12 protein-coding genes and 1 tRNA gene are annotated in these 15,012 nt (G+C 34.8%); 5 read left to right on the top strand and 8 right to left on the bottom strand.

Annotated elements, in window-relative coordinates; all coding sequences use genetic code 11:
* The first annotated feature begins 614 nt into the window (after window positions 1-614).
* Window positions 615-1,697, top strand: a complete 1,083-nt coding sequence (locus tag GQ594_RS02630) for a hypothetical protein (RefSeq protein ID WP_160411341.1) — start codon at window positions 615-617, stop codon at window positions 1,695-1,697.
* Between the two features lie 826 nt (window positions 1,698-2,523).
* On the opposite strand, the gene GQ594_RS02625 is transcribed toward GQ594_RS02630, so the two are convergent.
* The 4 genes from GQ594_RS02625 to trxB all read right to left on the bottom strand — a co-directional run bounded on the left by GQ594_RS02625 (window position 2,524) and on the right by trxB (window position 8,093).
* Complete coding sequence (locus tag GQ594_RS02625) at window positions 2,524-3,090, bottom strand: NAD(P)H-dependent oxidoreductase (protein WP_160411340.1); 567 nt, start codon at window positions 3,088-3,090, stop codon at window positions 2,524-2,526.
* A gap of 690 nt (window positions 3,091-3,780) precedes the next feature.
* The gene (gene cydC, locus GQ594_RS02620; protein ID WP_160411339.1) at window positions 3,781-5,415 is read right to left on the bottom strand and encodes a heme ABC transporter ATP-binding protein/permease CydC; all 1,635 of its coding nucleotides are present in this window, start codon (window positions 5,413-5,415) and stop codon (window positions 3,781-3,783) included.
* The gene (cydD, locus tag GQ594_RS02615) at window positions 5,409-7,124 is read right to left on the bottom strand and encodes a heme ABC transporter permease/ATP-binding protein CydD (RefSeq protein ID WP_160411338.1); all 1,716 of its coding nucleotides are present in this window, start codon (window positions 7,122-7,124) and stop codon (window positions 5,409-5,411) included. The genes cydC and cydD overlap by 7 nt, the downstream gene beginning before the upstream one ends.
* A 15-nt stretch (window positions 7,125-7,139) precedes the next feature.
* Window positions 7,140-8,093, bottom strand: a complete 954-nt coding sequence (trxB, locus tag GQ594_RS02610) for a thioredoxin-disulfide reductase (RefSeq protein ID WP_160411337.1) — start codon at window positions 8,091-8,093, stop codon at window positions 7,140-7,142.
* A gap of 359 nt (window positions 8,094-8,452) precedes the next feature.
* Between trxB and GQ594_RS02605 the strand changes: the two genes are divergently transcribed.
* Window positions 8,453-8,638, top strand: coding sequence for a hypothetical protein (locus GQ594_RS02605; RefSeq protein WP_160401520.1), 186 nt, complete (start codon window positions 8,453-8,455; stop codon window positions 8,636-8,638).
* An 84-nt stretch (window positions 8,639-8,722) separates the two neighbouring features.
* Here GQ594_RS02605 and GQ594_RS02600 read toward each other — a convergent pair whose 3' ends face one another.
* Window positions 8,723-9,385, bottom strand: a complete 663-nt coding sequence (locus tag GQ594_RS02600; protein WP_160411336.1) for an NAD(P)H-dependent oxidoreductase — start codon at window positions 9,383-9,385, stop codon at window positions 8,723-8,725.
* Window positions 9,386-9,393: 8 nt separating this feature from the next.
* Window positions 9,394-10,656 carry an AmpG family muropeptide MFS transporter gene (locus tag GQ594_RS02595; RefSeq protein WP_160401523.1) on the bottom strand — a complete coding sequence of 421 codons (1,263 nt, stop codon included), beginning with the start codon at window positions 10,654-10,656 and terminating at the stop codon, window positions 9,394-9,396.
* A gap of 219 nt (window positions 10,657-10,875) precedes the next feature.
* On the opposite strand from GQ594_RS02595, the gene GQ594_RS02590 reads away from it, so the two are divergent.
* Window positions 10,876-11,865, top strand: coding sequence for a 2-hydroxyacid dehydrogenase (locus GQ594_RS02590; RefSeq protein ID WP_160411472.1), 990 nt, complete (start codon window positions 10,876-10,878; stop codon window positions 11,863-11,865).
* A 55-nt stretch (window positions 11,866-11,920) separates the two neighbouring features.
* Window positions 11,921-12,994 (top strand): lytic murein transglycosylase B, encoded by a 1,074-nt coding sequence (gene mltB / locus GQ594_RS02585; RefSeq protein WP_160401524.1) that lies wholly within the window; start codon window positions 11,921-11,923, stop codon window positions 12,992-12,994.
* A gap of 84 nt (window positions 12,995-13,078) precedes the next feature.
* On the opposite strand, the gene GQ594_RS02580 is transcribed toward mltB, so the two are convergent.
* A complete protein-coding gene (locus GQ594_RS02580; protein WP_160411335.1) occupies window positions 13,079-13,885 on the bottom strand; it encodes a sulfite exporter TauE/SafE family protein in 807 nt (268 codons plus the stop codon).
* Window positions 13,886-14,097: 212 nt separating this feature from the next.
* Between GQ594_RS02580 and GQ594_RS02575 the strand changes: the two genes are divergently transcribed.
* Window positions 14,098-14,724, top strand: a complete 627-nt coding sequence (locus GQ594_RS02575) for a LysE/ArgO family amino acid transporter (protein ID WP_160411334.1) — start codon at window positions 14,098-14,100, stop codon at window positions 14,722-14,724.
* A gap of 209 nt (window positions 14,725-14,933) precedes the next feature.
* On the opposite strand, the gene GQ594_RS02570 is transcribed toward GQ594_RS02575, so the two are convergent.
* Window positions 14,934-15,009 (bottom strand) — tRNA-Lys (locus GQ594_RS02570).
* Window positions 15,010-15,012: the final 3 nt, after the last annotated feature.

Genomic DNA, 15,012 nt, shown 5'->3' with positions numbered 1-15,012 from the left:
TTTTTGCTGTACTATTTTAGAGGATAGTTGCATTTACTTTTTCAAAATGAACAAGATTTTCATTAAAAATCTCTATTCCTTTGCTTTGTTCAAGTTGGGCTGTCATTTGCTATCCTTCAACTTGAAAACGTGTATTGTTTTCATGAATTTTTCATTTTTAATCAACATATTATGAAACAGTCTTGTTGCCACAGAATTTGCTGCAATATCTATTTCTTCTAGTTTAGAAAATGTGCCTTGTTTAACCACAATTTTTACGGTTATTCCATTATATTTTGTGAATATCATTATCTTCATTATAATATGTGGAAATATGCAATAGCTGAAAAAATTAGGACATGCGAATTTTTGTTACAATTTTACTCACAATTGAATGCCTTATTATTTTTTCTAGACTTGGTCAAGATAGTAATCTTATACTTAGTGATCAAAAAATAACAACGTTTCTAATTATCGTTTTATTTATTTTTAATTCTCTTGTCGGTGTATCTTACTTACTAATCAAATTCAACAAAAAAAAAGGTGACTATATAACAATTACAATGTTATTTGCGATTATCTTTTTTATCCCGATAAATAACTCAATCATAGAAAATAAAACGCAAAATTATTTTGTGGCAAAAAAAAATCTTAAAGAGGAACTACTTGGCGATACTTTAAAACCTTTCTATCAAGATACTGGGACACCAGATGAAAAACGGATTCAAAATCTAAGAGAGAATTTCGCTGAAGGCTATGCAACAACCGATAAAAAATTTTATTATTACAAACCCAACTATGACAAACCAATTTGTCATAAATTTAAACACTCTTTTGTTACCAACGACCAAATGTACATTATTTTAACCTGCCAAAATCCAGATAACAGCGTACTAAGTTATGCGCTGGCTACCCAAAAAGGTAATTCCTCATTTATTAATCCTTGGTTTGGCGGAGGGTTAGATAACTATGAAGAATATTTTGTTCCAGAATATCCTTATGTTAATTTACTCAATGATGATGATTATAGCATTATCTATACAGATCCTGTTGATGGAACCAGATATGGTAAATATTATGACCAACTATATGTTATACCTATTCTAGATAGGAACAATAGTGAACTAAAATCCCATATTAGTGATAGTATTATTAAATTTCAAAAACAACATACATCCCAATTCCCCCATGATAAAGTAATTAAATTGGCTTACTATTTACTTGCCTCAAATCAATGTCAAGCAATAGAAAATGTTAGCTTATTTGGTAATGATAGGTTAATCATCAAATGTAATCAAAAATCTTTTACCGTCAATTATAAAAAACTTTATCAACCATCCTCCGCTCCATCTTTAGTGATTCCATTAGAAGTATTTGGTGAAAATCAAACGAATGATCAGCAAGACTGTTTAATTTGTGCTTGTTCAAAAACAGGTCAAGCAAATGTGGTAGAAGAACCTGATTTTGATGCATCAGAACTAAGAGAAAGTATTGCTGAACGATGTGAAAATGATAACAAGTGGCCTTATAATCAGTGCGTCGGTATTTATTATGAGAGTTTATTAAAAACCGATTTTGGTAATTACTTAAGAGTATCTATCGTCCATGTAAAAGAGGATACAAAAGTGGCTGAATGTATTGTGGAAGTGTCAGAAAAGAAGTTTACAGCAATACAAAAACAAACTGGACTGAAAACGGATGGCACTAGTCGCTTGTAGCACTTTCCGCCTCTAGTTGTAGTAGTTCAAATTTAACCTGACAATTCTAGTCCATATTAGAGTATTTGTTATTAAAAAGTGATAGTTAACTATGTCACTAAACATAAAAAACACATTAACTCACTATTTTTACTCACAAAAAATTAGTCAGGAAAGGTATTGATTTTATTTAAGTTTTTTGTAATGACAAAGATGATTTTGATAGCAAGGTTGGCAATAACACCGAATTAAAAGCAACAAACAAAGGCCCGTCTTAACCGACAAGTAGTAACAAAAAATCTACGAAGACGCCTACAACAAGCCCATGAACGAAAGGATGTCGGCGATGGGCAGTGACCGTCGCCAAGGCATTGATATGGTGGTTAGCATCATCAACGGCTTAATTGGTGGCAACATGATAGGACTTTATTTTTTGCTTTAACCTTGCACAAGGAAAGTCTGGTGCTGGAGTATCCCTTGCCAGTTTAGTGGAATGTTAGAAGTTATAACTCACAAATATTCTTTCATTCTTTTATATAAAAATTAGTAGTATAAAATTTACATTTAGTAGATGGAAACATAATATATATTGGACATTCTCTATTATCAAATTTTGTGTAATCAAAATAATATAAATCACGAAAATCTTTTTGAATAACAACAATTTGAGTGTCTTTTAGTATATTATTTTTCAGATCAATGAAACGCATAATCAACTGATTGTTATTTGAATTCGACGCTAAATTTTTTAACCGTGATATTTTTCTCTTATGATTTGTATTTATATCATAGCGGTGACTTCTGTACACTTTTTGGTGAGGATCAATCACGGATTTAAGAAGACAAATTAAAATTTGATTTTTTTCAAAAATAGCTGTCTCTTCTCTTGAGAAGTATTTTTAATTTGTCCCATATTTTTCCAAGTCACATTCTTAATTCCTAATTGTTTCAAAGTTGAATTAATAAAAACAGATTTAATGCTGTTTCCTGCAAAGAAACGGATAAACCAAGTAGGGGCATCAGAAGTGGTTAAAACTGTAGTTGAGTTGATATGATTAATCTTACCCTTTATTCCCGTTGGAGTATCAATGTAAGAAAAGTTCTTTTTAAATACTTTATCAATAAAACCTTTTAAGATCGCTGGTAAATCATACCACCAAATAGGAAATATAAAAACGATATCAGATGCATCCGTTATCATTTTCTGATATTTTTCTACTAAAGGATCTGTTGTTTGTCCTGTACTGTATAACCTTAATTCTTCGGGAGTGTATATTGGATTAAAACCGTCTTTATATAAATCAATAATATCAAAGTCTTTTCCGCTTTCTTTTAAAAGAGATACAGTTCTTTCCAAAATAGCATGATTATAGCTCTTTTCATAGGGATGAGAATAAATTATTAATGTTTTCATTGTAAAATCTCATTGTTTTTTAAAAATAAATTTGATCCTAGCCAAAAAATGGACAAAAGTTGCCTCTATGATATAAACAAAACTCATAGGAGACAAATATTATGGTGAAAAAGTTTGACATCGAATTCAAACAACAATCAGTCGATTATGTGTTATTTCTGGCACACTTTCCATAAGTGAACTTAACCACCTAGGTGAGGTAAATCAACTCAACTCTAGATAAGTGGATTAGGCAACTTGCCCCAATAAAACCAGCCGTCGAGAGTCAACGGTTGAGCAACAGCGGATTATAACCTTAGAAAAAATTAAAGAACTGAAAATGGCCAATGACACACTAAAAAGGCACATGTGTACTACATCAACAACCCAAGTCGCTGAAATACGCTTATATAAAAAATTATTTAACCTTCTATCCCATTATCAGGATATGCTCGTTACTTAGTGTCAGTATGTCGGGTTATTATGCTTGGCTAAAAAGCTCCAATAAATCAGTCAAACTTTACTTACAAAAAATCGGTCAGGAAAGATATTGATTTTATTTAAGTTTTTATATAACAAATAAAGTGGTAACAACTTTTGGGCTGTTTGTTAATTTTTTTGGTTTAAAGGTGTAATGGTGGGCATTTTTTCACAAAGATGGAAACGCCCATAACTACACTTTCGATCCTATTTATCTATTATACAAAAAAACTATCCCATCGAAATCACCCGATCAAACAACGGATTATCTGTCAATCGATGTGTCACCATTAGCAACGTTTTACCGTTACAGGTCTTTTTAATTAATTGAATCATTTGCTGTTCTGTTTGTTGATCAAGGCTTTCTGTTGGTTCATCCATTAAAATTAATGGCGAATTATGTAGCAATGCTCTTGCAAGACCAATACGGCGGATTTCGCCACCTGATAGGGAGCGACCACCTTGTCCAAGGAGTAAGTTTAACCCTTGTTCAGTGGTGAGCAGTTTATCGAGTTCGACTTGATGTAATACCGCTATGAGTTGTTCATCAGTTGCTCGTTGGTTTCCGATTAATAAATTGTGCCGTAGGCTATCACTAAAAATAGTAATTACTTGCGGAACAACGGCAATGGCTTGGCGAAGTGTGGGTTCATCGAGTTGGTTTATTGGTTTGTCGTTAATAAAAATTTCCCCCGAATTGGGTTCCCAACTGCGCGTGATCAAACTTAATAAAGTGGATTTGCCACACCCCGTTTTGCCAATTAAGCCAATATGTTCGCCAGCTTTGACTGTTAAGGAAAAATCAGTTAATACCGCAAAAGGTTGATTTGGATAGCTAAAGTTGATGTTGTTTAACTGTAATTTAGCCGATTTTAGATCAATTGGTTGTCCTTGCGTTGTAAATTGTACATCAGGTTTTTGATTGAAAATAGCGGTAGTGCGAGTAGCCGATGTGAGTACTTGCCCTAAAAAGATAAAAGCGCCAGGAATGGGCATGAGTATTTCAGCACTGGCAAGACTGACAAAGACAAATAACGCCACTAAAGGCGATAGGGTGTATTGTGTGATTAGCCATAGTACTAATAAGGTTAAAAATCCTGCAATTAATAAGACAAGTGCACTTGATAGTGCCATTAGTGTTGATTGGCGTTGTTGGTTGTAAAGCCAACTCGATTCAAGTTCATTAAGTTTTGCACGATAGCGTGATTGTGCATTAAATAAAGTAAGTTCGGCTTGTCCTTGTAGGTAGTTAACTAATAGCAGCCGATATTCACTTTGTTGCTTTGCCAGTGTTATTCCTAATTGCTTACCTGCTTGATAAAAGATAACAGGCACCACCAGTAAGGTAGTAGTAAGAATAATACTGATGGTTAAAGCAATCGGTAAGTTTATATTTGCTAACCCAATAAATAAAATACCAATAGTAACAAGTGCGGTAACAATAGGCGAAAACAGTTTTAGATACAGGTGATCAAGAGCATCAATATCGACAATAAAGCGATTAAGTAAGTCCGCCTTTTGATATTGGGCAAGTTGATTGGCACTGAGTGGTAGTATTTTTTTAAACGCCAAGGCTCTTAAATAAGAAAGCAGTTTAAACGTTGTGTTGTGATCAACTAAGCGCTGCATATAACGGGCAGCGGTTCGCGTTATTGCTGCTGCACGTACGCCTGCTGCAGGTAGCATATAGTTAAAGGTATATAAGCCCGCTACACCAACAACAGCCGTGGAGGCTAAAAACCATCCCGATAATGATAGCAAAAATACGCTAGCAAATAGGGTTAGAATAGACAGCGATAATCCCAATAAAATTTGCCCAAAATAGTGTTTGTAAAGTGCAATATAGGGGCGCAGAGTAGTTAGCATGTACTCTCCTTGTTATGATAATGCAGTTTTCCTTCTGATAATTGCCATATTTGATCAAAATATTGCATATCATCATTTTGATGGGTGATGGTGATGCTATTTGTGGCGATATTTTGCTGATCTAAGTTTTGTATGGTTTGTTTATCTAAACTAGCTGTTGGTTCATCAAGGATCAATAGTTGGCAGGGTTTTAACATAGCTCGAGCTAATGCTATACGCTGTGCTTGTCCGACTGATAATCTAATGGCATCTTCTCCAACTTGTGTCTCTAAACCAGCCGGTAATTTGGCGATGACTTCGGTTAACTGCGATTTGTGAATCACTGCTTCAATTTCCTGTTCTGATGCATTTGGTTTACCAAGTAAAATGTTGTCACGCACTGAGCTGTTAATTAAATACGGACTTTGACCAATCCAGCTAATTTGTTGTTGCCAAGTTTTGATATCGAGTTGGTTAAATTCAATACCGTTAATTTTGAGTGATCCTTGATAAGGTAAAAATCCTAGTAAAACATGCATTAACGAGGTTTTACCTTCACCACTTTTTCCAATGAGTGCTAATTTAAAAGGCGCACGTAACGAAAATGATAACGGTCCAACAAGGGGGTGACCTTCGTTTGATATTACAACTAAGTTATCGGCCTGAATGGTTTGTAAGGATTGAGCAAATGGGATATTGGATAATGCTACGTTAGCGTGTTGTTGTGGTGATTTTTGGGTTAAGAATGCTTCGATATTGTCGGCAGCGGCAATGGCTTCGGCTTTGGCGTGATAATAAGTTCCTAGATCTCGTAACGGTTGAAAGTACTCGGGTGCTAAGATCAGCGCAAAAAATCCCGCAAATAAGGTAACTGTTCCGTTATAAGCACCAAAATTAAATTCGCCTAAATATGAAAAACCAAAATAAACGGCAACCACAGCGATCGAAATTGAAGTAAAGAATTCTAATACCGCTGATGATAAAAACGCCATTTTTAATACTTGCATGGTTTTAATGCGAAAATCTTCTGACGCTTTGGCAATTTCGTTGGTTTGTTTATCACCTTGGTTGAATAGGCGAATAGTGCTTAAACCTTTAAGGCGATCTAAGAAGTGACCACTTAAATAAGCAAGTGCTTTAAAATGACGGCGGTTAATATCAGCAGCACCCATGCCTACTAATATCATAAAAATAGGAATGAGTGGCGCAGTACAAAGCAAAATGGCTGCAGCAGCCCAATTAAATGGCAATATTGCAATACTGATTAAAATGGGCGTCATGCTTGCCAATCGCATTTGTGGTAAGTAACGAGCAAAAAAATCATGTAATTTGTCGACTTGTTCAATCAGCAAGGTGCTCCATGCACCAGTGGTGCTTTGATTTAAATAGGCAGGGCCATGCAGTTCAAGTTGATTAATTAATTGGTGCCGAATTTGTTGGCGAACTTTTTTACCTATAGCAAAGTTAATTTTTTCGCGTAGATAAACAAAACACGCCCGTATTAGCAGCACAGCCATTAGTGCACCCAAAAAGGGTAGAATGTCCACAAAATGGTGCTGCTCAATAATGAGTTTTTGTAAGATAATAGCAAGCAATCCAGCTTGGGTTATAACCAAGATTGTTAACATAAACCCCGTTAATGTTGACGCACGCAAATCACTTTTATGTTTTTTTGCCTGCTGTTTTAGCCAGCCTAGTAGATATGTTTGGCGTTTTTTATCTAATGACATGTAGATTGTTACTTTTTATTTTAAGTTGTCTAAATAATTTTCCGCATCTAAAGCAGCCATGCAACCAGTTCCTGCTGATGTAATGGCTTGTCGATAAACATGATCCATAACATCACCTGCAGCAAAAATACCTTCGACACTAGTTTGTGTGGCATTGCCTTGAGTACCTGATTGTACTTTGATATAACCACCATTTAGTTCAAGTTGACCTTCAAATATAGTGGTATTGGGTTTGTGACCAATGGCGATAAATACACCTAAAACTGAGATGTCTTCGGTTATGTTAGGGGCTTGTGTGCTACGGATCCTAACACCTGTTACACCCATATCATCACCTAATACTTCGTCAACGATGCGATGAGTATGTAAAATCACTTTGCCTTCTTTGACTTTTTCAGCCAAGCGATCCATTAATATTTTTTCAGCTCTAAAGCTGTCTCGACGGTGAATTAAGTGTACTTCACTCGCAATATTGGCTAAGTAAAGTGTTTCTTCAACAGCTGTATTACCACCGCCTACGACAGCAACTTTTTGGTTGCGGTAAAAAAATCCGTCGCAGGTTGCACACGCAGATACGCCTTTACTTTTAAACGCCTCTTCAGATGGTAGACCAAGATATTGTGCCGAAGCACCTGTTGCAATAATGAGTGCATCACAGCTATATTCAGTCTCACTACCAAAAAGCTTATAAGGCTTAGTGCTAAAATCGACACGATCAATTTGATCTAAAATAATTTCAGTATTAAATCTTTCGGCATGTTCTTGCATTTTGAGCATTAATTCAGGTCCTGTTAGATCAGGTGCACCTGCTGGCCAGTTTTCAAGGTCGGTGGTGGTAGTGAGTTGCCCACCTTGTTGCATTCCTGTAATTAATACGGGTGAAAGGTTAGCTCGAGCTGCATAAACAGCAGCAGTATAGCCAGCTGGACCAGAACCAAGTATTAATAGGCGTGCGTGTTTGGTTTTCATGTTTAAATCCTTACTTATTTTTAATTTTGATTATTTTAAACAAAATTAACTTAATTTATGACTGATAAGTCTAACATTATCAATCTTCAAGGTGCAAAATAATTCATTATTGTAGTGATAGGCTGTAACAATAAGAACGATTTACTTTGTTGTATTGGTTGTATTGAGCAAGGTTATCTTTTTATTTTCAATTGCTTTATATATCTTTGTTATTTTTTTAAATTATGTTTATTTTTGTTTTTTTATTTTCTGTGTTTAAAATATGCACTTTTATTTTTAACTTTATTTTTCCATTATCTGATAATCTTTTTTGATTATTGGTTTATTTTATATCCTGACAAAAGTAAGGGGAAGACGATATGGATAATCCTTCAAAGGATAATGCAGAAGCCGTGCTTAGAAAAATTAATTGGGCACAAGAGATTTTAAATTCAGTACAACAAAATGTTAGTGACCCTCAAATTGGTAATATTTTATCGGGTATTTCATTTATTATGGATTCGGCCTCAATGGATGCTGAAGCACTTTATCAATCCATTAAGTAATATTCAATAAAGTAATATTTATACTTACTGCCTTCATTCGTTGTTTGGTAATAAAGGACGAAGGTAGTAAGTGGTTAAATTGATTTAACTGTTATCTGATAGATGCGTAGTTAAGTCTGAAAGCGACCAACGGATATGTGCAGTAGGTTCGTTGATTCGGTAACCAAAAGCCAAACAAAGTCCAACACCAAATGAGTCACCGCCAAATTGGGGAATGTGTTTTTCTAGAATTTTTATGACTTTATCATGATCAAATCCACCAATAGCACACGAGTCAATACCACGAAATGCTGCTGCCGTCATCATATTGGCACTAGCGATATAGTTTTGCATTTCTGACCAGTGGTTGATGGTTAAGCCGTCGGCTAAGCCTTGTTCGCAATAATTGATAAAGCCTTGGCAAGCAATATCAATATCGGTTTGATTATTGGGATCGGGTAAGGTGCGTGCAATTGTTTGTCGTAAATAATCGCTCTGTAACGTAAAATTATTCGCTTTGCGGTAAAGCACAATTACAAAATGCGAACAGCTTGTGACTTGCTCTTGGTTGTAGCAAACATTGCGTAATTCAACTTTTATTTTGTGGCTATCAACCACTACAAAATGCCAAGGTTCCATACCAAATGATGAAGGAGATTGTCGCCCTGCCTCTAATATATATTCAATATCATCATTGTTGATCTTTTTTGTGTCGTCAAATTTTTTACATGCATGTCTAAAGTCGAATGCTTGGGTTAGCTTGTCCATATTTTCTCCTAAGATTGGCTATTCCACGGGGCAACTTTTAATAATAATAACATACCAGGAATGGCAAGAATAAAACATAAACAAAAAAAGTTTGTCCATCCTAAATATTCAACCATAATACCTGTAGATGCATTAATTAACGTTCTAGGTATTGAAGCAATACTAGTAAATAAAGCAAATTGGGTTGCTGTATAAAGTGGGTTAGTTGTTTTTGCAATAAATGCGACAAAGGCAGCAGAACCAAGACCTACGCCAAGTGATTCAACTCCAATTACTATGGCTAATAATGTTTTTTGAAATGTTCCTATTGTAGTAAATGGTCCTTCTATCGAAAGCCAAACAAATCCTAAAATTGATATAACTTGAACAACGCCAAAAGACCATAGTGCTCTGTTTATGCCTATTTTGATCATCAAAATACCGCCCATTAATGCACCAAACACACTTGGCCATAACGAGGCATTTTTTGCAATCCAACCAATATCGGGGCGACTGTAACCCATTTGTAAATAAAAATTTGTAGCTAAAGCGGTTGCCATGCTATCGCCTAGTTTATATAAAAATATGAATGTTAAAATTAATATGGCTGTTTTAAGTCCATTTCGAGTAATAAACTCACTAAATGGCTTAATGATGATATCTTCAAAAGTATGATTTTGGGGTGATTGGTTAATCGGCTCTTTCACTAATAGTGTCATGATGATGGCAGGTAGCATAAAAAGTGCTGTGATAATAAAAACACTATTCCATGGTAAGGTATTGGATAATATCAGCGATAATGACCCTGGTACTAAACCTGCAATACGATAGGCATTAGTATGAATACTATTACCAAGTCCTAATTCTTTATCAAGTAATAACTCTCGTCTAAAAGCATCCAGTGCAATATCTTGTGTGGCTGAAAACAGCGCAATAATAAAGCAAATAGTAGCTATTAACCAAATATTTAATGAAGGTGAAAAAAATCCCAATATTGCGATCGAAAATAAAAGTATTATTTGTGAACCAAGCATCCAACCACGTCGTCGCCCTAAATTAAAGAGTGAAATGTTATCCATCAATGGTGACCACATGAATTTTAAAATATAGGGGATCTGTGTTAATGAGAAAGCACTAATCGCTTTGATATTAATACCATCACTTTCTAGCCATGCAGGTAATAGTTGTAATAATAAATAAAAAGGAAGACCAGAAGCAAAACCCGTAAAAATGCAGATCATCATCTTGGTAGTAAAAATGGTTTTTAAAAGTGAATTTTGCGAATTATTCATTATTTAACTTTAATGGTTAGTTTTTTTGCAAAGTGTTATCATATCACACAACACCAAAAAATAATTCTACAAGCCAAGATAAACCGTTACCTAAAGTCATTTTTCAAAAAACCAAGAGTGGTATTGAATAAATATGTTTCAGTATAAAATTTAATGCCAATATTCAGTTAAAAATTAACTAATTATCATCAAAAGGGGTTCAGTAATATGAAAAGTTCAATCAAAGTTGCTGTCTTTAGTAGTAAGCATTATGACAAAGAACATTTAGACATCACAAATAAAAAATTTGGTTTTGATATTGAATATTATGAGCATAAATTAAGTCATAAAACAGTGGTTACTGCCCAAGGTTATGATGCGGTCTGTGCATTTGTGAACGATGAAATAGATAAAAAAGTACTTCAAAAATTAGCCAGTTTTGGTATTAAAATTTTAGCACTTCGCTGTGCTGGGTTTGATAATGTTGATTTAGGCGAGGCTGAAAAACTAGGCATTACTGTTGTCCGTGTTCCTGCTTATTCTCCCGAAGCTGTTGCGGAACATGCAGTGGCATTAATGATGACACTAAACAGAAGAACTCATAAGGCTTATCAACGAACTCGTGATGCAAACTTTTCGTTAGATGGCTTGACTGGCTTTAATATGCACAATCGTACTGCTGGGGTTATTGGTACTGGCAAAATTGGTCAAGCTGTTATCCGCATCTTGAAAGGTTTTGGTATGCATATTCTTGCTTATGATCCTTATCCAAATGATATTGCAGTTGAGTTAGGGGCACAATATGTTGAGTTAGATGAGTTATATGCAAAATCAGATGTGATTACGCTACATTGCCCAATGACGCCTGAAAATTATCATTTATTGAATAAAGAATCTTTTCAAAAGATGAAAGATGGTGTGATGATTATCAATACCAGTCGTGGAGCATTACTTGACGCAACAGCCGCAATTGATGCATTAAAACAATCAAAAATAGGTGCTTTGGGGATGGATGTTTATGAAAATGAACGTGATCTCTTTTTTGAAGATAAATCTAATGATGTTATTTTAGATGATGTTTTTCGCCGTTTGTCTTCTTGTCATAACGTTATTTTTACTGGTCATCAAGCCTTTTTAACACAAGAAGCGTTATTGAATATTTCTGATACCACGTTAAATAATATTAAGCAAATATCTGAAGGTAAACCATGTCCAAATATTGTTAAATAACAATAAATATTTTATGATGTTGTCGATTTTTCAACTACTTAAAATATGGTTTTTTATGCAACGCATTATCGTTTTTGTTAGTTTAATTTTATTACTTACAGCTTGTAGTAATAAGCGATCGCCAACATCACCAATGAAAGAACACCGTGGACATACCAATGTCAAAGGTGGGGTTTATCTTGAAAAAGATCACAATCAGGAAAAAAACACAAGTGCCCCATTAGCGGTCGATCAAGAAAAGTTTATCGATAGAATGGTTAGTAAACATGGTTTTAACCGCCAACAGTTGCGTAATGTGCTTGCACAAGCCAATAAGCTTGATTGGGCCATTAATTTAATGGATAAACAAGCGCCAAAAGCAGGTTCATCAACAGTACCAAATGGCGCTTGGATTCGATATAAAAATAAATTTATTACTGCAAGTAACCTTCCTCGAGGTGTTGAATTTTGGAATCAATACCAAAAAGAACTACAGCGTGCTTATAATGAATACGGTGTTCCACCCGAAATTATTGTTGGTATTATTGGTGTCGAAACCGGTTGGGGCAGAGTAATGGGTAAAACCAAAATTATTGATGCTCTATCAACGCTGGCTTTTTATTACCCAAGGCGTGCACAGTACTTTTCTAATGAGCTAGAAGACTTTTTGGTAATGTGTCGAGATGAAGGCGTTGATCCTTTTGATTTAAGCGGATCGTTTGCCGGAGCAATGGGATATGGTCAATTTATGCCTTCAGCATTTAGACGTCACGCTGTCGATTTTAATCATGATGGGCATATTGATTTATGGGATCCTGTTGATGCTATCGGTAGTGTAGCTAATTATTTTAAATCACATGGTTGGCAACGAGGTAAAAAAGTAGCGGTCATTGCTGATGGTCAAGCTCCATCTCTTAATACTGGTTTTAGTACCAAATACTCAATTGAAGAGCTTGCAAAATCGGGATTAAAGCCTCGAAGCTCTTTAGATGGACATACGCAAGTTAGCTTATTACGGCTTGATGTGGGGGATAGTTATCAATTTTGGTATGGATTACCAAACTTTTATACTATCACCCGTTATAATCACAGTACACATTATGCCATGGCCGTTTGGCAATTAGGGCTGGCGGTAAAAGACGCAAGATAACGATTTTTTGCTTAGTACTAATCGAATATTGGCTTGTGTTATAGGTTTAAGGTCGCAATTGCGACCTTTTTTGTGGCAATAATACTAAGAAATGGTTAACTTTATGGCTAGCAATAATAGAAAAAGACCAAAAAATCGGATTAATTTTTTTATTGATAATTTTTGCGCAATTTGCACACCTACTTTAGCCATCGGTATACTTGCTAACATAATAACTAATGCTGCAGGTAAATAAACAAAACCTAAACAATATTGTGGCAATTGTGAGTTATTCCAACCAGCTATTATATAACCAATGGTTCCACCAATCGCAACTGGTAAGGTAAATGCGGCCGATGTCCCAATTGCTTTACGCATATCTACACCACACCTTTTCAAAAAAGGAATAACTAATACACCGCCACCAACGCCGACAAGAGCGGAGAAAATACCAATTACAGTGCCAGCAAATACAAAAATGTAATTATTAAAAGAAGTATCTTTACTGAATTGATTTTCTTGTTTTTTGTCTATCTGTAAAATAAATTTAACACTTACATAGATAAGAAATAGAATAAAAATCCATTTTAACCAATTTCCTGGAATATAAGGCGTCATATACGAACCACATAACGTACCAATTATACAACCTAAAACCATTTTTTTTAGGATTGGCCACTGAATATTGTGGTTTTTATTGTGTATATAGCTAGATGATAAACTAGTGCCAATAATTGTGGCTAATGATGTCGCAATAGCAATATGGTTAATCCATGCCTCGCCCAGATTGAAATAACTCAAAGTGAAGATTAAAGCAGGCACAATTAATGCGCCACCCCCAACACCAAACATACCCGCTAATAACCCTGCGGCTGCACCAATACAGAGAAAGATTAGAAACTCAAAAATCATATTCAATCCTTAAGGTGACGCTAAACAAATAACCAGTTTATTGGTCGTTAAGTGAAAATTGAAGCTAGGATATATTCGTTGCAAAATTCTCTTTATTTTACCTGAGTTATTTAAGATATATCAATGTGTCGATTAGTAGTTTATTGACGATTTACAAAGGAGATGATATATATTCTCCCCCTGTTTTACATTTGCATAACAATTATCACAAAATGCTATCAGAAATATTACGAGGTGCATTAATTTCAGCAAGTCTAATTATTGCCATTGGGGCTCAAAATTTATTTGTGCTTAAACAAGGGATATTAAAAAATTATATCTTTTTTGTAGTAGTAATCTGCTTTGTCTGTGATTTTGCACTAATGTCAGTAGGTATTTTGGGAGTGGGGACATTTATTAGTACTAATCTGCTAATAACTCGTATTCTTGCCACTTTAGGAGCGATTTTTTTGAGTTGGTATGGTTTTTCAGCTTTTAAAAGTGCCGTTCAAGGTAATAGTTATTTGCAAATAGAATCTCAAAATTTGCAAAATAGTCGTTTATCCAAAGTGATACTAGCAACCTTGGCTGTTACTTTACTCAATCCTCATGTTTATTTAGATACCGTTGTTATTGTGGGTGGTATTGCTAGTACATTAACAAATGAACAAAAATTGGCTTTTTTAATTGGTGCTGTTTGTGTTTCGTTCATTTGGTTTTTTGGGATAGGTTATGGTGCAAGACTGCTAACACCGCTATTTAAACAAAAAAAGGTTTGGATCATATTGGACTTTTTGATTGGGTGTACGATGTTTTATATCGCTTATCAATTAGCTTGGTATGTTTTTGATAGTTATTAATATTATGGTACTTTATAAGATAAAAAGAACTGTTTTTTCTTTTTATCTTAAAGACAAATTTAACCATGAATGGAAAACCTTAAAAAGGTTGTTATGATTTTTGTAACTATTTGTTGTTTTGGGGAGATTTTCTAACGTTAGCGTAGTGTTATCTTCGATTTTTTGTTTAATTAGATTAATCTGATTTGTTTTGGAATAGTATAATCAAATGGTGGGTCGTGAGCGATTCGAACGCTCGACCAACGGATTAAAAGTCCGCTGCTCTACCGACTGAGCTAACGACCCATC

It is taken from the genome of Gilliamella sp. Pra-s52, assembly GCF_009795805.1.
In the GTDB taxonomy this organism is placed as follows: domain Bacteria; phylum Pseudomonadota; class Gammaproteobacteria; order Enterobacterales; family Orbaceae; genus Gilliamella.
The sequence above is the reverse complement of the archived record's forward strand: the minus strand, read 5'-3'. Positions and strand labels throughout refer to the sequence as shown.